Origin of the sequence: Burkholderia sp. BCC1999, assembly GCF_905339975.1 — a bacterium.
Classification (GTDB): Bacteria; Pseudomonadota; Gammaproteobacteria; order Burkholderiales; family Burkholderiaceae; genus Burkholderia.
The window spans coordinates 97,728-123,242 of the sequence record NZ_CAJPHP010000019.1 but is presented as its reverse complement, the minus strand read 5'-3'; the positions used below and the strand labels follow the sequence as shown (position 1 = coordinate 123,242).

The 25,515-nt window shown below is 66.9% G+C and carries 24 protein-coding genes and 1 tRNA gene; 12 read left to right on the top strand and 13 right to left on the bottom strand.

Annotated features, from left to right (window positions below; translation table 11 throughout):
* The first annotated feature begins 27 nt into the window (after positions 1-27).
* From U5809_RS25620 to U5809_RS25595, 6 genes are all read left to right on the top strand, one after another.
* A tRNA-Phe gene (locus tag U5809_RS25620) sits at positions 28-103 on the top strand.
* A gap of 350 nt (positions 104-453) precedes the next feature.
* Positions 454-1,188 (top strand): 7-cyano-7-deazaguanine synthase QueC, encoded by a 735-nt coding sequence (gene queC, locus U5809_RS25615; RefSeq protein ID WP_282506210.1) that lies wholly within the window; start codon positions 454-456, stop codon positions 1,186-1,188.
* A 75-nt stretch (positions 1,189-1,263) separates the two neighbouring features.
* A complete protein-coding gene (gene queE / locus U5809_RS25610; RefSeq protein ID WP_021163976.1) occupies positions 1,264-1,896 on the top strand; it encodes a 7-carboxy-7-deazaguanine synthase in 633 nt (210 codons plus the stop codon).
* 18 nt (positions 1,897-1,914) lie between these two features.
* Positions 1,915-2,367, top strand: coding sequence for a 6-carboxytetrahydropterin synthase QueD (gene queD, locus U5809_RS25605; protein WP_006482561.1), 453 nt, complete (start codon positions 1,915-1,917; stop codon positions 2,365-2,367).
* A 317-nt stretch (positions 2,368-2,684) separates the two neighbouring features.
* Entirely contained in the window at positions 2,685-3,470 is a 786-nt protein-coding gene (locus U5809_RS25600; protein ID WP_322088559.1) for an HpcH/HpaI aldolase family protein, read from the top strand.
* Positions 3,467-4,219: a tetratricopeptide repeat protein gene (locus tag U5809_RS25595; RefSeq protein ID WP_322088558.1), complete on the top strand. Its 753-nt coding sequence runs from the start codon at positions 3,467-3,469 to the stop codon at positions 4,217-4,219. The genes U5809_RS25600 and U5809_RS25595 overlap by 4 nt, the downstream gene beginning before the upstream one ends.
* Before the next feature lie 81 nt (positions 4,220-4,300).
* Here U5809_RS25595 and rodA read toward each other — a convergent pair whose 3' ends face one another.
* The 5 genes from rodA to U5809_RS25570 form a co-directional block, all read right to left on the bottom strand.
* Positions 4,301-5,449 carry a rod shape-determining protein RodA gene (rodA, locus tag U5809_RS25590; RefSeq protein WP_322088557.1) on the bottom strand — a complete coding sequence of 383 codons (1,149 nt, stop codon included), beginning with the start codon at positions 5,447-5,449 and terminating at the stop codon, positions 4,301-4,303.
* An 11-nt stretch (positions 5,450-5,460) separates the two neighbouring features.
* Positions 5,461-7,746, bottom strand: a complete 2,286-nt coding sequence (gene mrdA, locus U5809_RS25585) for a penicillin-binding protein 2 (RefSeq protein WP_282506207.1) — start codon at positions 7,744-7,746, stop codon at positions 5,461-5,463.
* A gap of 94 nt (positions 7,747-7,840) precedes the next feature.
* A complete protein-coding gene (mreD, locus tag U5809_RS25580) occupies positions 7,841-8,353 on the bottom strand; it encodes a rod shape-determining protein MreD (RefSeq protein WP_176050809.1) in 513 nt (170 codons plus the stop codon).
* A complete protein-coding gene (mreC, locus tag U5809_RS25575; protein ID WP_176050808.1) occupies positions 8,350-9,417 on the bottom strand; it encodes a rod shape-determining protein MreC in 1,068 nt (355 codons plus the stop codon). Before mreC ends, mreD begins: the two co-directional genes overlap by 4 nt.
* A 119-nt stretch (positions 9,418-9,536) precedes the next feature.
* On the bottom strand, positions 9,537-10,580 hold the full coding sequence (locus tag U5809_RS25570; protein ID WP_004189550.1) for a rod shape-determining protein: 1,044 nt from the start codon (positions 10,578-10,580) through the stop codon (positions 9,537-9,539).
* 367 nt (positions 10,581-10,947) lie between these two features.
* Between U5809_RS25570 and gatC the strand changes: the two genes are divergently transcribed.
* The 5 genes from gatC (at position 10,948) to U5809_RS25545 (ending at position 16,059) form a co-directional block, all read left to right on the top strand.
* On the top strand, positions 10,948-11,247 hold the full coding sequence (gene gatC / locus U5809_RS25565) for an Asp-tRNA(Asn)/Glu-tRNA(Gln) amidotransferase subunit GatC (RefSeq protein WP_006477478.1): 300 nt from the start codon (positions 10,948-10,950) through the stop codon (positions 11,245-11,247).
* A 69-nt stretch (positions 11,248-11,316) separates the two neighbouring features.
* Positions 11,317-12,807: an Asp-tRNA(Asn)/Glu-tRNA(Gln) amidotransferase subunit GatA gene (gene gatA / locus U5809_RS25560; RefSeq protein ID WP_124455769.1), complete on the top strand. Its 1,491-nt coding sequence runs from the start codon at positions 11,317-11,319 to the stop codon at positions 12,805-12,807.
* Between the two features lie 3 nt (positions 12,808-12,810).
* Positions 12,811-14,286, top strand: coding sequence for an Asp-tRNA(Asn)/Glu-tRNA(Gln) amidotransferase subunit GatB (gene gatB / locus U5809_RS25555; RefSeq protein WP_176050806.1), 1,476 nt, complete (start codon positions 12,811-12,813; stop codon positions 14,284-14,286).
* A gap of 118 nt (positions 14,287-14,404) precedes the next feature.
* The gene (locus U5809_RS25550) at positions 14,405-15,244 is read left to right on the top strand and encodes a polyphosphate kinase 2 family protein (RefSeq protein WP_176050805.1); all 840 of its coding nucleotides are present in this window, start codon (positions 14,405-14,407) and stop codon (positions 15,242-15,244) included.
* A gap of 41 nt (positions 15,245-15,285) precedes the next feature.
* Positions 15,286-16,059 carry an exodeoxyribonuclease III gene (locus tag U5809_RS25545; protein ID WP_176050804.1) on the top strand — a complete coding sequence of 258 codons (774 nt, stop codon included), beginning with the start codon at positions 15,286-15,288 and terminating at the stop codon, positions 16,057-16,059.
* An 86-nt stretch (positions 16,060-16,145) separates the two neighbouring features.
* Here U5809_RS25545 and U5809_RS25540 read toward each other — a convergent pair whose 3' ends face one another.
* A complete protein-coding gene (locus tag U5809_RS25540; RefSeq protein WP_322088556.1) occupies positions 16,146-17,198 on the bottom strand; it encodes an NAD(P)-dependent alcohol dehydrogenase in 1,053 nt (350 codons plus the stop codon).
* A 226-nt stretch (positions 17,199-17,424) separates the two neighbouring features.
* Here U5809_RS25540 and U5809_RS25535 point away from each other — a divergent pair, with 226 nt between their 5' ends.
* A complete protein-coding gene (locus U5809_RS25535; protein ID WP_282506202.1) occupies positions 17,425-18,369 on the top strand; it encodes an AraC family transcriptional regulator in 945 nt (314 codons plus the stop codon).
* Between the two features lie 9 nt (positions 18,370-18,378).
* Here the strand turns inward: U5809_RS25535 and U5809_RS25530 are convergent, their stop codons facing one another.
* The 7 genes from U5809_RS25530 to argB form a co-directional block, all read right to left on the bottom strand.
* Entirely contained in the window at positions 18,379-19,437 is a 1,059-nt protein-coding gene (locus U5809_RS25530) for a M48 family metallopeptidase (protein WP_322088555.1), read from the bottom strand.
* Positions 19,427-20,848: an AmpG family muropeptide MFS transporter gene (locus U5809_RS25525; RefSeq protein WP_322088554.1), complete on the bottom strand. Its 1,422-nt coding sequence runs from the start codon at positions 20,846-20,848 to the stop codon at positions 19,427-19,429. The genes U5809_RS25530 and U5809_RS25525 overlap by 11 nt, the downstream gene beginning before the upstream one ends.
* Before the next feature lie 119 nt (positions 20,849-20,967).
* A complete protein-coding gene (metW, locus tag U5809_RS25520; RefSeq protein ID WP_166962431.1) occupies positions 20,968-21,576 on the bottom strand; it encodes a methionine biosynthesis protein MetW in 609 nt (202 codons plus the stop codon).
* A complete protein-coding gene (metX, locus tag U5809_RS25515; protein ID WP_282506199.1) occupies positions 21,573-22,718 on the bottom strand; it encodes a homoserine O-succinyltransferase MetX in 1,146 nt (381 codons plus the stop codon). Before metX ends, metW begins: the two co-directional genes overlap by 4 nt.
* Positions 22,719-23,103: 385 nt before the next feature.
* Complete coding sequence (slmA, locus tag U5809_RS25510; RefSeq protein WP_322088553.1) at positions 23,104-23,769, bottom strand: nucleoid occlusion factor SlmA; 666 nt, start codon at positions 23,767-23,769, stop codon at positions 23,104-23,106.
* Positions 23,736-24,527 (bottom strand): HAD-IA family hydrolase, encoded by a 792-nt coding sequence (locus U5809_RS25505; RefSeq protein WP_322088552.1) that lies wholly within the window; start codon positions 24,525-24,527, stop codon positions 23,736-23,738. Before U5809_RS25505 ends, slmA begins: the two co-directional genes overlap by 34 nt.
* On the bottom strand, positions 24,524-25,423 hold the full coding sequence (gene argB, locus U5809_RS25500) for an acetylglutamate kinase (RefSeq protein ID WP_006754950.1): 900 nt from the start codon (positions 25,421-25,423) through the stop codon (positions 24,524-24,526). Before argB ends, U5809_RS25505 begins: the two co-directional genes overlap by 4 nt.
* Positions 25,424-25,515: the final 92 nt, after the last annotated feature.

The window sequence follows — 25,515 nt, the reverse complement described above, 5'->3', positions numbered from 1 at the left end:
TAGCTCGATATACTTTCATTCTTCGTTGGCCCGGTAGCTCAGTTGGTAGAGCAGCGGATTGAAAATCCGCGTGTCGATGGTTCGATTCCGTCCCAGGCCACCAGCATTTAAAACCCCAAGAATCGGAAGGTTCTTGGGGTTTTTCGTTTGTGGTGGGTATTGCGAGTCGTTGGCGGCGTGTCCGGCAGCATTCGCGGGGGCATGATAAAATCCGTGCCCGCTCAATGACTTAGCGCATCGCTTCAGGCGCACGGCAGGCTGCGAGTCTCGCGCCGCCGTGGCGCGCGGCAACGATGCTGCGCGATGGGCGGTATAAGCGCACCGCCGCGTTCGCGGCCGACCGCGCTGCCTATACTGGTCGAGCCGGCGCAGGCCGGCCGCGTCGGGCCGCCCGGCGGCAGCCGGCCTTGGGGCGCAGCGCGACGCGAGCCTACACATTCACGGAGTATCACGGTGATTCGGACAGACGCTAAAGACGGCGCGCTCGTGTTGTTTTCCGGCGGGCAGGATTCGGCCACGTGCGTGGCTTGGGCCCTCGAACGCTACCAGACGGTCGAGACGCTCGGCTTCGATTACGGCCAGCGGCATCGCGTCGAGCTCGAATGTCGCGACGGCGTGCGCGAAGCACTGAAGCGCGATTTTCCCGCATGGTCGGATCGGCTCGGCGACGATCACATGATCGACCTGTCGGTGCTCGGCGCGATCAGCGATACCGCGATGACGCGCACGATCGAGATCGAGACGTCCGCGAACGGCCTGCCGAATACCTTCGTGCCTGGTCGCAACCTGATGTTCATGACGATCGCTGCGGCGATCGCCTATCGTCGCGGATTGCGCGTGCTGGTCGGCGGGATGTGCGAGACGGACTTCTCGGGCTATCCCGACTGCCGCGACGACACGATGAAGGCGCTGCAGGTCGCGTTGAACCTCGGCATGGACACGCGCATGGTGCTCGAGACGCCGCTGATGTGGCTCGACAAGGCGCAGACCTGGCAGCTCGCCGAGCAGCTCGGCGGCGAGGCGCTCGTCGAACTGATCCGCGTCGAGACGCACACGTGCTACGTGGGCGAGCGCGCGGAACTGCACGACTGGGGCTTCGGCTGCGGCGAATGCCCGGCCTGCAAGCTGCGCAAGCGCGGCTACGAGGCTTACCTGAAGGGCGAGCGGGTGACCGAAGCGCCGCTGTGACGCAGGTGCGCCGGCGGCACTGAATGAATAACGGATTCTGATCGACAACGAGCGGCGCGAGCCGGACGAAGCACGATGACTTACGCGGTCAAGGAAATTTTCTACACGCTGCAGGGCGAAGGCGCGAATGCGGGCCGGCCCGCCGTGTTCTGCCGGTTTGCCGGCTGCAACCTGTGGTCGGGCCGCGAAGAGGATCGTGCGGAGGCCGTGTGCCGCTTCTGCGATACCGACTTCGTCGGCACCGACGGCGAGAACGGCGGCAAGTTCAAGGATGCCGAAGCGCTCGTCGCGACGATCGCCGGCCTGTGGCCGGAGGGCGAGGCGCACCGCTTCGTCGTCTGCACGGGCGGCGAGCCGATGCTGCAGCTCGACCAGCCGCTCGTCGACGCGCTGCACGCGGCCGGTTTCGAGATCGCGATCGAGACCAACGGTTCGCTGCCGGTGCTCGAATCGATCGACTGGATCTGCGTGAGCCCGAAGGCCGACGCGCCCCTCGTCGTCACGAAGGGCAACGAGCTGAAAGTCGTGATCCCGCAGGACAACCAGCGGCTGGCCGACTATGCGAAGCTCGACTTCGAGTACTTCCTGGTCCAGCCGATGGACGGCCCGTCGCGCGACCTCAATACGAAGCTCGCGATCGACTGGTGCAAGCGTCATCCGCAGTGGCGGCTGTCGATGCAGACCCACAAATATCTGAACATTCCCTGAGCCACGGCTTTTGACATCGTGCTGATTACCCGAAAACTCGAATTCGACGCGGGCCACCGCATCCCCGATCACCGCAGCCAGTGCAGGAACCTGCATGGCCATCGCTACGTGCTCGAAATCACGCTGCGCGGCGATCTCGTCGATACCGAGGGGGCGCCCGACCGCGGCATGGTGATGGATTTCGCCGACGTGAAGGCGCTTGCGATGGAGCACCTCGTCAGCAAGTGGGACCACGCGTTCCTGGTCTATGCGCGCGACGAAGTCGTGCGCTCGTTCCTCGAGCAGATGGCCGACCACAAGACCGTCGTGATCGACCGGATCCCGACCGTCGAGAACCTCGCGGCGATCGCGTTCGACCTCCTCGCGAACGTGTACGACGCGCACTACGGCGTGAACCTGCGCCTCGAGCGCGTGCGCCTGTACGAAACGCCGAACTGCTGGGCCGACGTCGAGCGCCAGCCCGGCCGCTGATCCGCCTTCCTGGCAGCCCGCGCTGGCCGGCGCGGGCTGCCTGTCATCGTGTCGCGCGGCTTCGATCCGCGCCGGCGCAGCTTCCCGCCTGTTCCCACATTCCGCGTAACGCCGCGCTATGATCGTTGAGTGGCGCCGGACAATGCGCCCGTGCGCCGTTGCACGGCGCGCGCTGTCAGATCCGCTGTCCGTCGCCGACTAACGTTCCAGGGCGCGATCCCGGTGTCGCCGCCGTGCTGCGCTGCACGACGTGTTGTGTCCCGCCTCGGCTGTTGCTTGTCCCGTTCGATTGCCGTTCCGTCCAGGAGGCCGTATCGATGAGCACGCTCACCAATTCCCTCAAACAACGCCTGCGTGACGGCGACGATCCGCTGTATGGCCTGTGGCTGTCGCTCGGCAGTGAGTCGGCTGCGGAAGCGCTCGCGCATGCCGGCTACGACTGGCTCTGCATCGACATGGAGCACGCGCCGAACGACAGCCGCGACGTGGCCTCGCAGCTGCGTGCGATCGCGGCCGCGCACCTGCCGAGCGAGCCGGTCGTGCGCGTGCCGGCGCGCGAGCCGTGGCTCGTGAAGCGCGCGCTCGATGCCGGCGCACGCACGTTGATGTTTCCGTCCATCGAGACGCCTGACGAAGCCGCGCACGCGGTGCGGCTCACGCGCTATCCGTCGCCCGATTCGCCCGACGGGCTGCGCGGTGTCGCGGGCATGGTGCGCGCGGCGGCATTCGGCATGCGCCGCGATTATGTGCAGACGGCCAACGCGCAGGTCGCGGTGATCGTGCAGATCGAATCGGCGCGCGGTGTCGACGAGGTCGAGCGGATCGCGGCGACGCCGGGCGTCGACTGCCTGTTCGTCGGCCCGGCCGATCTCGCGGCGAGCCTCGGGCACCTCGGCGACATCCGCCACCCGGACGTCGAAACCGCGATGGCGCGTGTGCTCGCGGCCGGCAGGCAGGGCGGCGTCGCGGTCGGCATCTTCGCGGGCGATACGGCGGCTGCACGCCAGTACCGCGAGGCCGGTTACCGGATGATCTCGGTGTCGGCCGACGTGAGCTGGTTGTTGCGCGCAACGCGGCAGGCGCTGCAGGAGGTACGGTCATGAACGGTGCTGACGGTGCGTGCCGCGGGCGCGCGCGGATCGGTGTGATGTTCGGCCTGTGGGCCCTGTGTATCGCGGCGGTCGCGCAGGGCGCGCCGCAAGAGAAGGCCGATCCGTCGCGCGAGACGCAATCGGCGGTCGCCGACTACAACGCCGGTGACTATCGCGCGGCGCTGGTGCAGTTTCACGACGCGGCCGAGCGCGGCGATCGCCTCGCGCAATTCAACTACGCAATGATGCTGCTGACGGGCGAAGGCGTGACCGCGAACGTCGACGAAGGGTTGCGCTGGCTGAAGCGCGCGGCCGACGCGAACATGTCGCATGCGCAGTACGTGTACGGCCGGATGTTCGACGACGGCGAGTTCGTCACGCGCAATCCGGTCGAAGCGCACCGCTGGTTCCTGCGCGCGGCGAAGCAGGGGCACGTGCAGGCCGCGCTGTCGCTCGCGAACCAGTTCCTCGACGGGCGCGGTACGCCGCGCGACAACCGGCAGGCGTTCGCGTGGTACAAGCAGGCCGCCGACGCGGGCGAGCCGACCGCGCAGTACGTGACCGCGTCGTTCTACGAGCGCGGCGGCGACGGCGTCGCGCAGAACCTGAACATCGCGCGGGCGTATTACGCGGCGGCGGCCGCACAGGGCGACGAGACGGCCGGGCTGAAATTCAAGGAGCTGAGCGCGCGGTTGAAGTCGCAGGCGCCGGCGTCGGGCGGCGGGGCGGAGCCGGGCGGGCCGCACTCGCCGCCGCAGTGAGCGCACGCGGCGTTCGGTCCGCCCCATGCAAAACGGCGCCCCGGGGCGCCGTTTTCCTTGACTGCGGTGCAGGCTGCGCGGTCAGCTCTTCATCAGCCGCCGCTGCCGCCCGACGCTCATGATCATCCCGATCGCGATGCCGAGCGTCGTGAGCGCGGTGCCGCCGTAACTCATGAACGGCAGTGGCACGCCGACGACCGGCAGCACGCCGCTCACCATCCCGATGTTGACGAACGCGTAGACGAAGAACGCGAGCGTGAGCGAGCCCGCGAGCAGGCGGCCGAACAACGTCGCGCCCTGCGCGGCGATGTAGAGCCCGCGCGCAATCAGCGCCATGTACAGCGTCAGCAGCACGAGCCCGCCGACGAGCCCCCATTCCTCGGAAAACACCGCGAAGATGAAGTCGGTGTGCTTTTCCGGAATGAATTCGAGGTGCGCCTGCGTGCCTTTCAGGTAGCCCTTGCCGAGTACGCCGCCCGAGCCGATCGCGATCACGGCCTGGATCGTGTGGAAGCCCTTGCCGAGCGGGTCGGAGGTCGGGTCGAGCAGCGTGCACACGCGGTGCTTCTGGTAGTCGTGCATCAGCGGCCACTGCACTTCGGGCTGGCAGATACGCTCTTCGAACACGGCGATCGAGCCGACCGCGATCACGCCCGCGACGAGTACCGGCACGATCAGCTTGAACGACAGGCCGGCGAGGTAGATCACGAAGAAACCGGCCGCGAACACGAGCAGGCCCGTGCCGAGGTCGGGCTGCTTCGCGATCAGCCCGACGGGCACCATCAGGATCCCGAACGCGACGAGGAAGTCGTACCAGCGCACCCCGCCCTCGCGGCGCTGGTAGTACCACGCGAGCATCAGCGGTGTCGCGATCTTGAGGATTTCAGACGGCTGGATCACGACGCCGACGTTCAGCCAGCGCTTCGCCCCTTTCTTGGTCATCCCGAACAGCGCCACGGCAATCAGCAGCGCGACCCCGAACGTGTAGAGCGGGACCGCGAAGCGCATCAGCGTGGTCGGCGGGATGTTGGCGATCACCCACATCAGCACGAACGTCAGCAGGATGTTGCGCAACTGGTCCTCTACGCGGCCCGGCATGTCGATCGCCGCGCTGTACAGCGTGACGATGCCGACGCACAGCAGCAGGAACACGATGAGGGCGAGCGGGCGGTCGAAGCCCGCGAACATCTGCTTGATCTTGTCGAGCCAGGCGCGCTTGTCGAATTGCATGCCTTTCTCCGTTAATGAGCGGTGCCGGCGTCCGCCGCTTTCGCGGGGGCCGTCGCACGGTGGTTGTCGTCCCGCGGCGTGGCGACGAGCGGCTGCGCGTCGCTGGCGGGGCGGCGCGGCCGGTGCGGGCGCCGGATCGGCGGCAGGCTCGCGGCCCTCGGCGCCGCGGCGCTCGCGTCGGCCGGCTGGGCCGCGCTGGCGCCGGCCGCGTCCGATGCGGCGGCTGCCGACGCAGCCGATGCCGCATCCGCCGCGCTGGCCGCGGTCGGCACGACCGGCTGCGGCAACGCCGTGAAGCCGGCCGCGACGGCGGCGGGCTTGGTCGCGTCGCCGATCACCGGCGCACTGATGGGTTCGGTCGCCGACGCGGCGGCCGCTACGGCCGCAGCCTCGTTCTTCGGGTTCTGGCGGTCGATCAGGTAGTAGTCGAGCACGCGGCGCGCGATCGGGCCCGCGGCCTGCGCGCCCCAGCCGCCGTTCTCGACGACCAGCGCGACGGCGATCTGCGGGTGGTCGACCGGCGCATACGCGATGAACAGCGCGTGGTCGCGCAGGTGCTCGGCGAGCAGGTGGCCCTTGTAGTTCGAGCCCTGCAGCGAGAACACCTGCGCGGTACCGGTCTTGCCGGCCGCGAGGTACGGTGCGCCGCGGAACACCTTGTATGCCGTGCCGGACGGGTTCTCGATCACGTTCTCCATCCCGCGCTTCACGACGTCGATGTCGGCCTGCTTGAGCGGGATCACTTCGCTTTCCTTCGGCACGGTCAGGTGGCGCCCGCGCGTGATCGGATCCTCGACTTCCTTCACGAGGTGAGGCTTCATCACGACGCCGTTGTTCGCGAGCGTCGCGGTCGCGTGTGCGAGCTGCAGGATCGTGAACGAGTTGTAGCCCTGGCCGATCCCGAGGCTGATCGTCTCGCCGTCGAACCACTTCTGCTGCGCGGCCTTCTTGAACGCCTTCTTCTTCCAGTCGGTCGACGGCAGGATCCCGCGCGCCTCGCCCTGGATGTCGATCCCGGTGATCTGGCCGAAGCCGAACGGCTTCATGAAGTTCGCGATCGAGTTCACGCCGAGGTCGCGCGCGAGCATGTAGAAGTAGGTGTCGTTCGACACCATGATCGCCTTGTTCATGTCGACCCAGCCCTGGCCGGAGCGCACGTCGTTGCGGAACGTGTGGCCGCCGAACGTGAAGTAGCCGGGATCCTGGAAGCCCCAGCCCGGCGTGCGCTTGCCGAGCGTCAGGCCCGCGAGCGCCATGAACGGCTTGTACGTCGAGCCGGGCGGGTAGGTGCCGTGCAGCGGGCGGTTCAGGAGCGGCTTGTCGGTCGAGTTGTTCAGCTCGTCCCAGGTCTGCTGGTCGATGCCGTCGACGAACGAATTCGGATCGAAGCTCGGCGACGACACGAAGGCGAGCACGTCGCCCGTCTTCGGTTCGATCGCGACGAGCGCGCCGCGCTTGCCGGCGAACGCCTGCTCGGCGGCCTGCTGCAGCCCGATGTCGAGCGACAGCACGAGGTTGTTGCCGGGCGTCGCCTGCGTGCGCGACAGCGTGCGCACCGGCCGGCCGCCGGCCGTCACCTCGACTTCCTCGAAGCCCGTCAGCCCGTGCAGCTCGGTTTCGTAGCTCTGCTCGACGCCGATCTTGCCGATGTAGTCGGTGCCCTTGTAGTTGTTCGCGTCGCGGCGCGGATCGTAGGTTTCCTGGTCGCTGTCGTTGTCGTCGCTCATCGCGTCGATGCGATCCTGGTCGCGCTTCGAGATCCGGCCGATGTAGCCGATCACGTGCGCGGCCGTCATGCCGAGCGGGTACTGGCGGAACAGCCGCGCGCGCACGTCGACGCCGGGAAAGCGGAAGCGCTGCGCGGTGAAGCGCGCGACTTCCGCGTCGGTGAGCCGCGTGCGGATCGGCAGGCTCTCGAAGTTCTTCGAGTCTTCCTGCAGCTTCTTGAAGCGGCGGCGGTCGCGTGCGTCGATCGGGATGATCTCGGACAGCTTGTCGATCGTGTTGTCGAGCGTGTCGTCGAGCTTCGACGGCGTGATCTCGAGCGTGTACGCCGAATAGTTCTTCGCGAGGATCACGCCGTTGCGGTCGGTGATGATCCCGCGGTTCGGCACGATCGGCGCGACCGAGATGCGGTTTTCCTCGGCCTGCAGCGCGTATTTGCCGTGCTGCATCAGTTGCAGGTAGAAGAAACGGCTCGCGAGCAGCCCGAAGCAGACGAACACGAACACGCCCGCCGCCGCGACGCGCAGGCGGAACTTCGAGAGCTGCTGTTGGGTGTCGTTGAATTCGGTCATGCGGTTACAGTCGATGCGGCCCGCGCGGGCGGGCGAGGTGCCGCCCCTGGGCGCAACGGGCGTGGGGGCGGCGGATATTCAAGGTCGGTCCGGCTCAGATGGGGCGCGTATCGTCCGGATCGACCGGGCGGCGTTGCGGCATCAGCAGCAGGTGGCTCGCGATCGGCCACAGCGCGGCTTCGACGAAGCCGTCGACGAGGTAGCGCCAGCCGGGGAACGCGGCGCCCATCACGAGACGGATCACGAACGGCACGAGCTGCGCGACGACGAGCAGCGGCGTGACATACAGCACCTGCACGCCGATCGGCATCCACAGCACGCGGCGGTGGATCGTGATCGCGCCGTACGACAGCAACGTATAGGCGAGCGCGTGCTCGCCGAGCAGCCCCGCGTCATGCACGTCCATCAGGATGCCGAGCAGGAACGCGACGCCCATCCCGACCTTGCGCGGCTGGTGGATGTTCCAGAACAGCAGCACGAGCGCGACGAAGTCGGGCACGCCGGGCAGGCGGCCCCACGGCATCAGGTTCAGCAGGAACGCGGCGGCGAGGCTGAAGACGATGAAGTACGGATTGACCGGCTGCAGGATGTATTGCGGGCGGTTCATCGCTGGGCTCCTGGTTGCCCGGCCGCGGGCTTCGCGGGCGCGGTGGCCGGTTTGCCGGAGGCGGCGGGCGCCGCCGGCGCAGGCTTCGCGGCGGGCTGGGCCGCGGCGGCCGGCTTGGCGTTAGCGTCGGCCTTGTCTGCCTTCTCGCCCTTCGCGGCGGCTTTCGCGCCCTTCTTGCCCTTCGCGTTCTTCTCGGCGGCCGGATCGGGCTCGGCCGGGCGCGGCGGGATGTCGTTCTGGTAATGCAGCACGAGCATCTGGCGCGCACCGCGCACGGCGGCGATCGGCGCGCAGGTCACGCGCGCGAAGGCCGTATCGGCGAGCTTGTCGACACGCGCGACCTTCGCGACCGGCAGGCCGGGCGGATAGACGCCGTCGAGGCCGCTCGTGACGAGCTCGTCGCCGGCCACGAGATCCGCGCTCGTCGGCACGAAGCGCAGATCGAGCGAATCGCCCTTCGGCGTGCCGTAGATCACGCTGCGCAGGCCGGTGCGCAGCACTTGCACGGGAATCGCGAGATCGCGGTCGGTGACCAGCGTGACTTCAGCCTGCAGCGGGAACACGCGCGTGACCTGGCCGATCACGCCGTCTTCGCTGACGACGGGCGAGCCGTTCTGGATGCCCTGCTGCGAACCTTGCCCGATCACGATCTTCTGCGTGAACGGATCGCTGGTGTCGTACTGGATCTCGACCGGCGTCGATTGCGTCGCGATGTGCTGGCGCAGCTCGAGCACGGCGCGCAGATGCGCGTTTTCCTGCGTGAGCACGGCGGCCTGGTTGGCCTGCGTGGACAGCTGCAGGTTGCGTTTGCGGAGATCGTCGTTCTCGTGGCGCAGCGATGCGCCGGTGACGGCGATGTCGGCCGCGCCCATGAACAGGTCGCGCGGCACGAGCGCCGCGCGCTGCAGCGGATAGAGCACGGTGCCGAGCACGCCGCGGAGGATTTCGAGCGTGCTGAAGCGCGCGTCCGATACGAGGAGCGCGATGGCGAGGGCAACGAAGAAGATGAGCCGCGCGAGCGCGGGCGGACCTTGCTTGAAGAGGGGCGGCGGACTGTATTCCATGGTCGGCGCCGGGCGCGTGGGATCGGTTAAATGATGCTCAGACGCGCAAACGGCGCGGCGGTTCGTTCTAATCGAGCGATCCGGCCACGCCGCGGGTGCGTCATATGAAGCTTAGACGATCACTCGTACGAGAAGATGCTGCCCAGCTTGTCCATGCGCTCGAGCGCCATGCCCGAACCGCGCACGACGCAGGTGAGCGGATCTTCGGCGACGAGCACCGGCAGGCCGGTTTCTTCCGCGAGCAGGCGATCGAGGTCGCGCAGCAGCGCACCGCCGCCCGTCAGCATCATCCCGCGTTCGGCGATGTCGGCGCCGAGTTCCGGCGGCGTCTGTTCGAGCGCGATCTTCACCGACGACACGATCTGGTTCAGCGGATCGGTCAGCGCTTCGAGGATTTCGTTGCTGGAGATCGTGAAGCTGCGCGGGATGCCTTCCGACAGGTTGCGGCCCTTCACTTCCATTTCCTTGACTTCGGAGCCCGGGAACGCGGAGCCGATTTCCTTCTTGATCGCCTCGGCGGTCTGTTCGCCGATCAGCATGCCGTAGTTGCGGCGGATGTAGTTGACGATCGCCTCGTCGAACTTGTCGCCGCCGACGCGGACCGAACCCTTGTACACGATGCCGCCGAGCGAGATCACGCCGACTTCGGTCGTGCCGCCGCCGATGTCGACGACCATCGAGCCGGTGGCTTCCGACACCGGCAGGCCCGCGCCGATCGCGGCCGCCATCGGCTCCTCGATCAGGTAGACCTGCGATGCGCCGGCGCCGTGTGCGGCTTCCTTGATCGCGCGGCGCTCGACCTGGGTCGAGCCGCACGGCACGCAGATGATGATGCGCGGCGACGGCGAGAACATGCGCGATTCGTGAGCGGTCTTGATGAACTGCTTGATCATCTGCTCGGTGACGGTGAAGTCGGCGATCACGCCGTCCTTCATCGGGCGGATCGCCTCGATGTTGCCCGGCACCTTGCCGAGCATCTGCTTGGCTTCCTTGCCGACCGCCTGGATCGTCTTCTTGCCGTTGGGGCCGCCTTCCTGGCGGATCGACACGACGGACGGCTCATCGAGCACGATGCCCTTGCCGCGCATGTAGATCAGGGTGTTTGCGGTGCCGAGGTCGATCGCGAGATCGTTGGAGAAGTAGCTGCGCAAAAAACCGAACATTCAGAATCCTGTTTCGCTCTGGGCCGGCCCTGCATAGCGAGCGCTGAGGGCGGCAGCGGAAAAAATAACAGCCTCGGGAAGCGTGGCGGAAGCGGCCGCCGCGGCGCACGAAGCTGCGAGTGATGTCTACCGGGGATCGCACGATGCACGCACGGCTTGCCGAAGCGAGGCGAAACGGTGCGGGAAAAGGCTGCCGGGTTTGGGTCGAACGCGTAATGATACCTTATAATTTCACGGTATTTGAATCGAAACGGGTGGTATTTTTGCCGCTTCGGCCCCGATTTTTGAGGGTGGGATCGCACCCTCCAACCCCCCGCCGCAGTGCTGCTTTTGATGCGCTGCGCAGCCTTGTTTTTCCGGTGATCGCATGGCCCTGACCCTGACCGATGTGAAACGCATCGCGCACCTGGCGCGACTCGAAATGGCCGACGCCGACGCCGAGCACATGCTCGGCCAGCTCAATGAATTCTTCGGCCTCGTCGAACAGATGCAGGCGGTCGACACCGCCGGCATCGCGCCGCTCGCCCACCCGATCGAACAGATCCAGGAAGTCGCGCAGCGCCTGCGCGACGACGCCGTGACGGAGGTCGTCAATCGCGACGACAACCAGCGTCCGGCGCCGGCCGTCCAGGACGGCCTCTATCTCGTGCCGAAGGTGATCGAGTAAGCATTCGATGACAAGCGCGCCGCCGCCTTCGCGCCGCGCGCCACCCAGAATTCCCAGGAAAACCACTCAATGCACGCAAAAAGCCTGACCGAACTGCGCGCCGCGCTCGCCGCCAAGGAATGCTCGGCCGTCGAGCTCGCGCAGCACTACCTGAAACGGATCGACGCCGCACGCGACCTGAACGCGTTCGTCCACGTCGACGCCGATCTGACCCTCGCGCAGGCGAAAGCCGCCGACGCGGAGCTCGCGCGCGGCGCGGGCGGCGCGCTCACCGGCCTGCCGATCGCGCACAAGGACGTCTTCGTCACACGCGGCTGGCGCTCGACCGCCGGCTCGAAGATGCTCGCGAATTACGAGAGCCCGTTCGACGCGACCGTCGTCGCCCGCCTGCAGGCGGCCGGCATGGTCACGCTCGGCAAGACCAACATGGACGAGTTCGCGATGGGCTCGTCGAACGAGAATTCCGCGTTCGGCGCGGTGAAGAACCCGTGGGACACGAACGCGGTGCCGGGCGGCAGCTCGGGCGGCAGCTCGGCCGCCGTCGCCGCGCGCCTCGCGCCGGCCGCGACCGGCACCGACACCGGCGGCTCGATCCGCCAGCCCGCGTCGTTCGCGGGCGTGACGGGCATCAAGCCGACCTACGGCCGCGTGTCGCGCTACGGGATGATCGCGTTCGCGTCGTCGCTCGACCAGGGCGGCCCGATGGCGCAGAGCGCGTCCGACTGCGCGCTGCTGCTGAACGCGATGGCCGGCTTCGACGAGCGCGATTCGACGAGCCTCGAGCGCGACGACGAAGATTTCACGCGCCACCTCGGCCAGCCGTGGGCGGCCGGCAACGACGCGGGCAAGCCGCTCGCGGGCCTGCGCATCGGTTTGCCGAACGAATATTTCGGCGAAGGCCTCGCCGACGACGTGCGCGCGACGATCGACGCCGCACTGAAGCAGTATGAAGCGCTCGGCGCGACGCTCGTGCCGGTGTCGCTGCCGAAGACGGAACTGTCGATCCCCGTGTATTACGTGATCGCGCCGGCGGAAGCGTCGTCGAACCTGTCGCGTTTCGACGGCGTGCGCTTCGGCCATCGCGCCGCGCAGTACGGCGACCTGCTCGACATGTACAAGAAGTCGCGCGCCGAAGGCTTCGGCCCCGAGGTGAAGCGCCGGATTCTGGTCGGCGCGTACGTGCTGTCGCACGGCTACTACGACGCGTACTACCTGCAGGCGCAGAAGATCCGCCGCATCATCGCGAACGATTTCCAGGAAGCGTTCAAGTCGTGCGACGTGATCATGGGCCCGGCGTCGCCGACGGTCGCATGGGATCTCGGCGCGAAGGGCGACGATCCGGTGCAGATGTATCTCGCGGATATCTACACGCTGTCGGTGAGCCTCGCCGGCCTGCCCGGCATGAGCGTGCCGTGCGGCTTCGGCGCGGGCGCGAACGCGAAGCGCCCGGTCGGCCTGCAGATCATCGGCAACTATTTCAACGAAGCCCGGATGCTGCAGGTCGCCGACGCGTTCCAGCGCGCGACCGACTGGCACAAGCAAGTTCCGGCAGGGGTGTAAGCAATGACTACGCAATGGGAAGTCGTTATCGGTCTCGAGACGCACGCGCAACTGTCGACCGTCTCGAAGATTTTCTCGGGCGCGTCGACGCAGTTCGGCGCCGAACCGAACACGCAGGCCTGCCCGGTCGACCTGGCGCTGCCGGGCGTGCTGCCGGTGCTGAACCGCGGTGCGGTCGAACGCGCGATCCGCTTCGGTCTCGCGATTGGCTCGACCATCGCGCCGCGCAGCATCTTCGCGCGCAAGAATTACTTCTACCCCGATCTGCCGAAGGGCTATCAGATCAGCCAGTACGAGATTCCGGTCGTGCAGGGCGGCCAGATCACGATCCAGGTGCCCGCCAACGAGAAGGCCGGCAAGGCAGCGTACGAGAAGACGGTCAACCTGACCCGCGCGCACCTCGAGGAAGATGCGGGCAAGTCTCTGCATGAAGACTTCGCCGGGATGACGGGGATCGACCTGAACCGCGCGGGCACGCCGCTGCTCGAGATCGTCACCGAGCCGGAAATGCGCAGCGCGGCAGAAGCCGTTGCGTACGCGAAGGCGCTGCACGGTCTCGTCGTGTGGCTCGGCATCTGCGACGGCAACATGCAGGAAGGCTCGTTCCGCTGCGATGCGAACGTGTCGGTGCGCCCGGTCGGCCAGGAGAAGTTCGGCACGCGCGCGGAAATCAAGAACCTGAACTCGTTCCGCTTCCTCGAGGAAGCGATCAACTTCGAAGTCCGTCGCCAGATCGAGCTGATCGAGGACGGCGGCGAAGTCGTGCAGGAAACGCGCCTGTACGATCCGGACAAGCGCGAGACGCGTTCGATGCGCAGCAAGGAAGACGCGCACGATTACCGCTACTTCCCCGATCCCGACCTGATGCCGCTCGTGATCGGCCAGGACTGGATCGAGCGCGTGCAGTCCGGCATGCCCGAACTGCCGGCCGCGATCCAGCAGCGTTTCGTCGACGAGTACGGCGTGTCCGCGTACGACGCGGGCGTGCTGACGTCGAGCAAGGCGATGGCCGCGTACTTCGAGTCCGTGGTCGCGAAGGCCGGTGCGGCGAACGCGAAGATCGTCGCGAACTGGCTGATGGGCGACGTGTCGTCGCAGCTGAACCGCGACGGCATCGAGATCGACGCGATCCCCGTGTCGGCTGCGCAGCTCGCGCTGTTGCTGCAGCGCATCGCCGACGGCACGATCTCGAACAAGATCGCGAAGGAAATCTTCGCGACGATCTGGGACGAGAAGGCGACCGACGAAGGCGCGGCCGACCGCATCATCGACGCGAAGGGGCTGAAGCAGATCTCCGACACCGGCGCGCTGGAAGCGATCATCGACGAAGTGCTCGCGGCGAACGCGAAGTCGGTCGAGGAATTCCGCGCGGGCAAGGAAAAGGCGTTCAACGCGCTGATCGGCCAGGCGATGAAGGCCACGAAGGGCAAGGCCAATCCGCAGCAGGTCAACGAACTGCTGAAGAAGAAGCTCGGCTGAGCATGACAGCGCGCCAGAACCGCGCTTGACGACGGGCCGCTCCGAACCAGTTCGGAGCGGCCCGTTGCGTTTGGTGGATGCGTTATCGTATGCACCACACCGTCCAACGGAGGAACGAATGGCGAAACAACCGTCGCTCGACGATTTCCGCGTGCCGTACAGCACGCGCGAGAAGGAAGCCGCCGCATTCAAGCTCGATGCGTTCGACCCGGCCGCGAAGCCGTTTTCGTCCGGCTCGAAGGACGCCGACCGCGAACGGCTGTCGGCCGTGTCGACCGAACTCGACACGCAGCAGGAGCGCCTGCACACGCAACAGAAGAAGCGCGTGCTGCTCGTGCTGCAGGGGATGGACACCAGCGGCAAGGACGGCACCGTGCGCGCGGTGTTCCGCGACGTCGATCCGCTCGGCCTGCGCATCGTGCCGTTCAAGGCGCCGACGCCGATCGAGGCCGCGCACGACTTCCTGTGGCGCGTGCATGCGCAGGTGCCGGCCGCGGGCGAGCTCGCGATCTTCAACCGTAGCCACTATGAAGACGTGCTCGTGCCGCGCGTGCTCGACCTGATCGACGCGAAGGAATGCGAGCGCCGCTACCGGCAGATCCGCGATTTCGAGACGATGCTGTCCGAGAACGGCACGACGATCATCAAATGCTTCCTGCACATCTCGAAGGACGAGCAGCGCGAGCGGCTGCAGGCGCGCATCGACGATCCGACCAAGCACTGGAAGTTCGACATCTCCGATCTCGATGCGCGCAAGCACTGGGACGCGTACCAGTCCGCGTACCGTGACGCACTCGCCGCGACGTCGGCCGAGCATGCGCCGTGGTACGTGATCCCGGCCGATTCGAAGACGCACCGCAACGTGATGATCGCCGAGCTGCTGCTGCGCGCGATGACCGACATGAAGCTGGAATTCCCGCCGCCGAAGCCCGAGCTCGAAGGCGTGAAGATCCGTTAAGCTGCCACCCTGTAAAAACATCGAACTGAACGGAACCCGACATGATGCGAGTGATTACCGCCAACCTGAACGGCATCCGCTCCGCCGCGAAGAAGGGCTTCTTCGACTGGCTCGGCGAACAGAACGCCGATTGCGTGTGCGTGCAGGAAATCAAGGTATCGGCCGACGACCTGCCGGCCGAATTCGTCGAGCCGCACGGCTTCAAGAGCTATTTCCACCACGCCGAGAAGAAGGGCTACAGCGGCGCGGGCGTGTACAGCCGGCGCGAGCCCGATGACGTGATCATCGGCTTCGGCAGCAGCGAATTCGATTCCGAAGGGCGCTACGTCGAGGCACGCTACGGCAAGCTGTCGGTCGTGTCGGTGTACGTACCGTCCGGCTCGAGCGGCGAAGAACGCCAGCAGGCGAAGTACCGCTTCATGGACGAATTCATGCCGCATCTCGCTCAGTTGAAGAAGAAGCGCGAAGTGATCCTGTGCGGCGACGTGAACATCGTCCACAAGGAAATCGACATCAAGAACTGGAAGAGCAACCAGAAGAACTCGGGCTGCCTGCCGGAAGAGCGCGAGTGGCTCACGAAGCTGTTCGACGATGTCGGCTACGTCGACGTGTTCCGCACGCTCGACCCGCGCGCCGAGCAGTACACGTGGTGGAGCAACCGCGGCCAGGCATACGCGAAGAACGTCGGGTGGCGGATCGACTACCAGATCGCGACGCCTGGCGTGGCCGGCACCGCGAAAAGCACGTCGATCTTCAAGGACATCAAGTTCAGCGACCATGCGCCGCTGACGATCGACTACGACTACAAGAAGTGATCGGCGGCGCTGCGCCGCGTGCGCAGCCGCCGAATGCAAAACGGGCCGCATGTCTGACATGCGGCCCGTTTCGTTTGACGCGGTGCTTACTGCTTGATCGACGCCATGTCGATCACGAACCGGTACTTCACGTCGCTCTTCAGCATCCGCTCGTAAGCGGCGTTGATCTGCTGCATCGGAATCGTCTCGATATCCGACGTGATCCCGTGCTCCGCGCAGAAGTCGAGCATTTCCTGCGTTTCCGCGATCCCGCCGATCAGCGAGCCCGCGAGGCGGCGGCGCTTGAAGATCAGGTTGAACACTTGCGGCGACGGGTGATCGTGCTCCGGCGCGCCGACGAGCGTCATCGTGCCGTCGCGCTTCAGCAGGTGCAGGAACGGGTTCAGGTCGTGCGGTGCGGCGACCGTGTTCAGGATGAAGTCGAAGCTGTTCAGGTGCGCATGCATCTGCGCTTCGTCCTTCGAGATCACGACTTCGTGCGCGCCGACGCGCTTGCCGTCCTCGATCTTCGACGGCGACGTCGTGAACAGCACGACGTGCGCACCCATCGCGCGCGCCAGCTTCACGCCCATGTGGCCGAGGCCGCCGAGGCCGACGATGCCGACCTTCTTGCCGGGGCCGACGTTCCACTGCCGCAGCGGCGAGTAGGTCGTGATCCCCGCGCACAGGAGCGGTGCGGCGCCGGCCGGGTCGAGCGACTCGGGCACGCGCAGCACGAACGCCTCGTCGACGACGAGGTGCGTCGAATAGCCGCCGAACGTGATGTCGCCCGTCACGCGATCCTGGCCGTTGTAGGTGCCGACGAAGCCGTTCTCGCAGTATTGCTCGAGGCCGTCCGCGCAGCTCGGGCAGGTGCGGCACGAATCGACGAGGCAGCCGACGCCGACCAGTTCGCCGACCTTGAAGCGCGAGACCTGCGCGCCGGTCGCGGTCACGCGGCCGACGATTTCATGGCCCGGCACGACCGGGTAGATCGTGTTGCGCCATTCGTTGCGCGCCTGGTGCAGATCCGAGTGGCAGACGCCGCAGTAGAGGACGTCGATCTGGACGTCGAGGTCGCGCAGCGCGCGACGCTGGAATTCGAACGGGGCGAGCGGCGACTGCGAATCGGTCGCCGCGTAGGCATAGGTTGTGCTCATGCGTTGGGCTCCTTGTCCGGACGGATCCGGCGAATCAGACTGCCGTCGCATCATGTGGCGATGCGGCGAGGCAGGACGTCATCGTACGGAGCGCGGCGCCGCGGCGAAATACACGAAGGTCTGGAAGATTTGCCTATTCCTCTTGAACTGCATGCGAACAGCCGCTAAAACGCGTTCAAGGTGCTACATTGCGAGCCAGATTCTCTTGCCGGACAGGACCACGCCGATGAGCTTTCAGCCCCTTTTTGCCGATGCGGGCGACCGTGTGCAGCGCCGCATGATCGAGCTGCACACGCGCCTTGCGCCGAACGAAGGCGACACGTTCGCGGCGCTCGACGGCGTGCGCCTTTTTCGCGTCAGCCGTCCCGCGCCACGCATGCCCGTGCTGTACGAACCGAGCATCATCGTCGTGTGCCAGGGGCGCAAGCTCGGTTATCTCGGCGGCCGCTCGTTCGTGTACGACGCGCAGCAGTACCTGGTGCTGTCGGTGCCGCTGCCGTTCGAGTGCGAGACGTTCGCGAGCATGGACGAGCCGTTTCTCGCGATCTCGATCCGCGTCGACCTCGCGGTGATCGCCGAACTGGCGATCCTGCTCGACGAGACGCTCGGCGCGGCCGTCAGCGAACCGCTCGGCGTCTATTCGACGCCGCTCGACGCGCCGCTGGCCGACGCGGTCGTGCGGCTGCTCGAAGCGCTCGCGTCGCCGCACGACACGCGCGTGCTGGGGCCCGCGATCATGCGCGAGATCGCGTATCGCGTGCTGACGGGCGAACAGGGCGACGCGATGCGCGCGGCGCTCGTGCAGCAGCATCACTTCGGCCGCATCGCGAAGGCGCTGCGGCGCATCCACGCGGAGCTGACGGCCGACCTCGATGTCGAAACGCTCGCGCGCGAAGCCGGGATGAGCCTCGCGGTGTTCCATGCGCAGTTCAAGCACGTGACGGCAACCTCGCCGATGCAGTACGTGAAGGCCGCGCGGCTACATCAGGCGCGGCTGATGATGGTGCAGGACGGGGTCGGCGCCGGCACGGCGGCCGCGCGTGTCGGCTACGCGAGCGCGTCGCAGTTCAGTCGCGAGTTCAAGCGGCTGTTCGGCCGCAGCCCCGGTGACGAGGTGCGCTGGATGCGTGAAAGCGGTGTCCGCCCGGTTGCGGCCGACGTGGACGCGTAGCGCCCGGCGTTACCCGGCGGCACGCCGGACGACTTTGCGCCGCTGTGCGCTGATGCCCGCATAGTCGGGCAGCGAATCGACGCGCTTGCCGATCGCCTTTGCATACAGCGGAATCAGGTCGGGCAGCCGGTTCAGCAGATCCTGGCGTCGCGCGGTGCTGTACGGGTGCGTGTAGATGAAGCCCGTCGCCTTGTTCGCGCGTGTCGCGACCGCGAGCTTGTCCCACAGCGTGATGGCCGCGCGCGGATCGAAGCCCGCGCGTGCGGCGATGTCGCCGCCGATCACGTCGGCTTCGGTCTCGTCGGTCGGCTCGTAGTGAAGCGATTGCAGGCGCTCGCCGAGATTCAGCGCCTGCGGCAGCGGATCGCCGACGCCGAACAGCGGCGGCAGCGCGGCCGCACGCAGCGACGTCTGCGACGTCGCGCTGAAGTTGCTGCGCGCGTGTTCGCGCAGCGCGTGCGCGATGCCGTGCGCGAGCAGCACGCCGAGCTCGTCGTCGTTCAGGCGGACGCGGTCGAGCATGCCGCCATACACGAGCACCTTGCCGCCGGGCAGGCAGGTCAGGCGGATGTCGCGCGAGCGGATCGCGTTGACGTCCCACGTCCAGCTCTTCACGCGATCGTTCCACTTCACCGAATACGGCGCGAGCTTCGCGACGATCGCGCGCAGGCGCTTCACGCGCGGCTGGTTCGCGGGCAGCAACCGGTTGCTGTCGGCGGCCGCCTGCACGATCTGCGCGTATTCGTTCGCGGTGAGCTGCTCGAGCAGCGGCGACGGGATCAGCGTGCGGAACGCGATTGCGTTGCCGTAGCGGACCTGCTGTTGCGGTGTCTGCGCATACGCCTTCGCCGGCACGGCGGCGCCGGTCGGCTGCGCGGCTTCGGCGGCGGACGGCGCGACGGGTGCGCTGGAAGTCGACGGCGCGGTAGCGGGCGTGGCGGCTGGCGCTGAGCCTGCTGCCGTCGCAGCGGTGTCGGACGCATGCGCGAACGTTGCGGCGAGTGCCGCGGCGCCGATGCCCAGCGAGGCCGCAACGCGCGCGACGCGGCGCAGGCGGTCACTGCGCACGGCTGGCCTCGCCGTTGCGTGCGATGCCGTTCCACGGCGCGATCTTGAACAGCAGCAACATGCCGGGAATCGCGAGCGCGGTACACACGATGAAGTAGTCGAACCAGCCGATCTTCGCGACGATGAAGCCGCTCGCGGCCGACGCGAGCGTGCGCGGTACCGACGCGAGGCTCGTGAACAGCGCGAACTGCGTGGCCGTATAGCGCGGGTCGGTCGTGCTGGCGATGTACGCGACGAACGCGGCCATCGTCAGGCCGGTCGTGAAGGTTTCGAAGCCGTAGACGAGCGCGAGTGCGACGGTCATCGGGCTCAGATGCGGCGTGACCTCGAAGCCGAAGATCGACAGGAACGATGCAAGCGCGTGGCTTGCCGTGACCGTGAATTCGTAGAGCATCGCGAGCACCGACGAGCTGGGGCCGACGTGCGCAAGCCATGCGAAGCCGAGCGTCGACACCATCTGCAGCGCGCCGAAGACCCACAGCCCGCGGCCGATGCCGATCTTCACGAGCCAGATGCCGCCGATGATGCCGCCGGCGACGCTCGCGACGAGCGCGGTGGTTTTCGCGACGATGCCGATCTCGGTGCGCGAGAAGCCGATGTCGAGGAAGAACGATGTCGACAGCGTGGTTGCCATCGTGTCGCCGATCTTGAACAGGAAGATGAACGCGATGACGAGCAGCGCACCGGCCCAGCCGTCGCGCTGAATGAATTCGCGGAACGGCAGCACGATGGCGTCGCGCAGGTTGCGCGGCGGCGCGCCGACCACTTCGGGCTCGCGCACGAGCAGTGTCATCAGGATGCCCGGCAGCATGAACGCGCCGGTGAGCGCGAACACGGCGTCCCACGGCATGTGGTCGGACAGGATCAGCGCGAGCGAGCCGGGAATCAGCGCGGCGAGCTTGTACGCGTTCACGTGCACCGCGTTGCCGAGGCCCTGCTCGGTGTCGCGCAGCAGTTCACGGCGATACGCGTCGATGACGATGTCGGAGCTCGCGCCGAAGAACGCGACGAGCGTCGTGAGCGCGGCCACCGTCCAGATCGAGTCGCGCGGCGACACGAAGCCGAGCGCGGCGATCGCGCCCGCGACCAGCACCTGCGTGAGCAGCATCCAGCCGCGCCGGCGGCCCGGCCGCCAGCCGGGCAGGCGCGGGATGTAGCGGTCCATCAGCGGCGCCCACAGGAACTTCCACGTATACGGGAACTGGATCAGCGCGAACAGGCCGATTTCCTTCAGGTTCACGCCCTCGGAGCGCAGCCATGCCTGCACGAGGTAGACGAGCGTGAAGAGGGGCAGACCTGACGTGAAGCCGAGGAACACGCAGATCAGCATGTGCGTGTTCAGATAGGCTCGCCAGCCGGGGTGCTCCTCGTGAGCGGTGAGTGCGGGCGCCTCGTGTGGCGTTTTCGACATGGACTGGAACTGGGTAGCGTTGACTGATTGCGGCGGCAGCGCAGGCGGCGGCGCGGGTAGCACAGGAGCGCGGCCGCACGTGCGTGCGGGCCGTCGGCGTCCGTCAACGGCCCCCCGGCTCAGCTGCGCTTGACGCGATAGACAGCAAGACTACCACGCCAGTTCGCTCCCCATCGAATCGGCTGGCCTTCGTGCAGCACGACGCGGTCGAGGATCGTGACGCCGACTTCGGGCGCGAGCGCCTCGAAATCCTCGATCGTCAGCACCCGCACGTTCGGCGTGTTGTGCCACTGGTACGGCAGCGATTTCGACACGGGCATCCGGCCGTGCAGCACCGACAGACGGTGCGACCAGTAGCCGAAGTTCGGGAACGACACGATGCACTCGCGGCCGACGCGCGCCGTTTCGCGCAGGATCGCGGCCGTCTGGTGAATCGTCTGCAAGGTTTGCGACAGGATCGCGATGTCGAAGCTGTGGTCTTCGAACAGCCGCAGGCCGTCCTCGAGATTCTGCTGGATCACGTTGATGCCGTTCTTCGCGCTCGCGAGCACGCCCGCGTCGTTCAGTTCGATGCCGTAACCGGTGACGTCCAGTTCTTCCATCAGCAGCGCGAGCAGCGAGCCGTCGCCGCAGCCGAGGTCGAGCACGGTCGAGCGCGGCTCGACCCAGCGTGCGATCGTGCGGAAGTCCGCGCGCGCGGACAGGGAATTCAGCGCTTGCTGGTTCATGCACCCACCTCGTTGGCGATTCGTTCGTAATACGCGCGGATCAGGTTGTGATAGCGCGCATCGTCGAGCAGGAACGCGTCGTGACCGTGCGGTGCGTCGATTTCCGCGTAGCTGACCGTGCGCTTGTTGTCGAGCAGCGCCTTCACGATCTCGCGCGAGCGTGCGGGCGCGAAACGCCAGTCGGTCGAGAAGCTCGCGATCAGGTACTTCGCCTGCGTGTGCGCGAGCGCGGCCGTCAGGTTGCCGTCGAACGCCTTCGCCGGGTCGAAGTAGTCGAGCGCGCGCGTGATCAGCAGGTACGTGTTCGCATCGAAGTAGTCGGCGAACTTGTCGCCCTGGTAGCGCAGGTACGACTCGACCTCGAATTCGACGTCGAAGCTGAAGTTGTACGCGTCGAGCGCACCGTCGGCGCGGCGCAGCGCACGGCCGAATTTCTCGGCCATGTCGTCGTCGGAGAGATACGTGATGTGGCCGATCATCCGCGCGACGCGCAGGCCGCGCTTCGGCTTCACGCCGTGCGCGTAGTAGTCGCCGCCGTGGAAGTCGGGGTCGGACAGGATCGCCGAGCGTGCGACCTCGTTGAACGCGATGTTCTGCGCGGACAGCTTCGGCGTCGACGCGATGTCGATGCAGTGCGCGACGCGCTCCGGATACATCAGGCTCCACGCGAGCGCCTGCATGCCGCCGAGGCTGCCGCCCATCACCGCGGCGAAGCGCTCGATGCCGAACGCGTCGGCGACGCGCGCCTGCGCATGCACCCAGTCCTCGACGGTGACGACCGGGTAGCGCGCACCGTACGGCTTGCCGGTCGACGGATCGAGGCTCATCGGGCCGGTCGAGCCGAAACACGAGCCGAGATTGTTCACGCCGATCACGAAGAAACGGTTGGTGTCGAGCGGCTTGCCGGGGCCGACCATGTTGTCCCACCAGCCGGTGCTGCGCGGATCGTCCGCGTAGACGCCGGCGACGTGGTGCGACGCGTTGAGCGCGTGGCAGACGAGCACCGCGTTCGAGCGCGCGGCGTTGAGCTCGCCGTACGTCTCGACGACGAGCTGATAGTTGCCGATGACGCTGCCGCTTTGCAAGCGCAGCGGTTCGGCGAAGTGCATGGTCTGTGGAGCGACGATGCCGATCGATTCCATTCGTTCCGCCTTATGCCTTATGACTGGGCGGCTAAATGGTGTCGGCGAGGCGCGGAGTCGAAGGTGCGCGGCTGACGACCTCTTTAGCCGCATTTGTAGTGAACCGCCGGGGAACGACGCAGCGACGCATCAAGGCCCCGGCCGGTTCGCGCGCCCGCAATCGAGTCAGCAAATCGGCGCGCTTCCGGCCTGCCGCCAGGGAGGCGGCAAGTCGGACGAGTATAGCGGAATTCGGCAGGGCACGGATTTCGCGGCACAGCCGCCGGTTTGCAGGCGCGAATCGTCGAGTATCGACGCAGAGGTGCCCGGCATGAACAGGGGCGACGCGCAGTCGCCAGTCGTGCCGGAGCGGCGAGCGTGGATTTGCTGTCGGCGAACGCTTCGCTTACTGCAGGATCAGCCGTAGATGCGCATCGGCCTGCTCGCCGGGCGGTTTCTGGAATCCGCCTTTCGCGAAGCGGTGCCACCGGCCGATCACGTAGCTGACGAGCAGGCTCGCGCGCGCCGCGGGATCGTAGTCGGCCGGCAGTACGAACGGCGTCGAGCCGTCCTGCGGTGCCTGCGCCTCGGTACGCGCGACCCGCAGGCACTGCTTGACGGTCGCCTCGATGCGGTCGAGCAGCTGATTCACACGCTCGGTGAGCCGCTCGTCCTCGCCGACCAACGCCTCGCCGGTCAGCACGCGCGTCATCCCGGGGTTCTTCGCGGCGAAATTGAGCATCGTCAGCGCGATCGTGCGTGCCTGCAGCACGCCGTTCGGCTCTTTCGCGACGATCTGGTTGACGAGTCCGAACAGCGCCTGCTCGATGAACTCGATCAGCCCTTCGTACATTTTCGCCTTGCTGGTGAAGTGCCGGTACAGCGCGGCTTCCGATACCTCGAGCCGGGCCGCGAGCGCGGCCGTCGTGATTTTCTCGGGTTTCGGCGCCTCCAGCATCGCCGCGAGCGTCTGCAGGATCATGACGCGGCGCTCGCCCGGCTTCGGGCGCGGGCGGGAGGGTGTGGCCTGGCTTTCCGTTACGGCTTGGTCCTGCGGGTAAGTCGGCTGCATTTTTGTCGCCCCGATCGTGTGCCCAGTCGAAGCGATTTTAGCGAACGAATGCGCTGGTCGACATAATGGGGACGCCCGGTAACCGGCAGATGGCCCGGCAGGTGGCCGGTGATCCATACCGTGCCGATGCCGAGACGCTTGTAGCGCTTCAGGTGGCCGCGCGTATCTTCGACGAGGATCGCGTCGGACAGGCTTGCATGCGCGGCGCGCAGCGTCCGGCGCAGCATCGTGTGATCGGGCTTCGCACGCCACGTGCGGCGGTCGCGCATGTGCTCGATCGCGATCACGCGCTCGAACAGCCGCTCGATGCGCAGCTCGCGCAGCACCGCGCGCGCATAGTTCTCCGGCGCGTTGGTCAGGATCAGCTTGCGGCCCGGCAGCGCGGCGACGATGCGCGCGAGGCCGCGCTCGGCGCGGATCATGGCGGGCAGGTCGGAAAACGTGTGGACCACGCGCAGGAAGTCGTGCGGGTCGATCGGATGGTGGCGCGTGAGACCGAGCAGCGCGGCGCCGTAGCGCTCGGTGTAGCCGGTGCGCAGGCGGTCGGCTTCGGCGCGCTCGACCTGCAGCGTGTCGATGATGTATTGCGTCATCGCACGGTTGATCTCGGGAAAGATCGCGTGCGATGCATGGTGCAGCGTGTTGTCGAGATCGAACAGCCAGACGGGCGAGCCGGCGCGCGGCCGGCTGCGCGAGATGCGCCGGCGTCGCAGTGGCGCCGGCAGATCGGGACTGATGGTTTTGCGGCGCGCGCTCAATGCGAGCGGATCATCGTGCCGAACGGCTGCTCGGTCAGGATTTCCAGCAGCACCGAATGCTCGATCCGGCCGTCGACGATGTGCACCGACTTCACGCCGCTCTTCGCGGCGTCGAGCGCCGACGAGATCTTCGGCAGCATGCCGCCGGAGATCGTGCCGTCCTCGAACAGCGCGTCGATCTCGCGCGCGGACAGATCGGTCAGCAGGTTGCCGTCCTTGTCCATCACGCCGGGGATGTTGGTCATCATCAGCAGCTTCTCGGCGTTCAGCACGGTCGCGAGCTTGCCCGCGACGAGGTCTGCGTTGATGTTGTACGAGAGGCCGTCTTCGCCGAAGCCGATCGGCGAGATCACCGGGATGAACGCGTCGTCCTGCAGCGCCTTCACGACCGCCGGGTTGATCGCCTCGACTTCGCCGACCTGGCCGATGTCGATGTACTGGCCCGGATTGTCGCGGTCCGGCATCAGCAGCTTGCGTGCGTGGATCAGGCCGCCGTCCTTGCCCGTCAGGCCCACCGCGTGGCCGCCGAAGTGGTTGATCAGCGTGACGATGTCCTGCTGCACTTCGCCGCCCAGCACCCACTCGACGACTTCCATCGTCTCTTCGTCGGTGACGCGCATGCCCTGGATGAAGGTGCCGGCCTTGCCGATCTTCTTCAGCGCCTGGTCGATCTGCGGGCCGCCGCCGTGGACGATCACCGGGTTGATGCCAACCAGTTTCAGCAGGATCACGTCGCGCGCGAAGCCTTGCTTGAGCCGTTCTTCCGTCATCGCGTTGCCGCCGTATTTGATGACCACGGTCTTGCCGTGGTAACGGCGGATGTACGGCAGCGCCTCGGCGAGGATTTCTGCTTTCAGCGTGGGGGCGATCTGCGAGAGGTCGATGGGCTCGGACATGGCGGCGGCTCTGGCTGGGAACGGTTGAAACACGGCGAATTGTACAGGAGTGGCGCAGCGCAGCATCGGGTTTTTGGGCGGGCCGGAACACC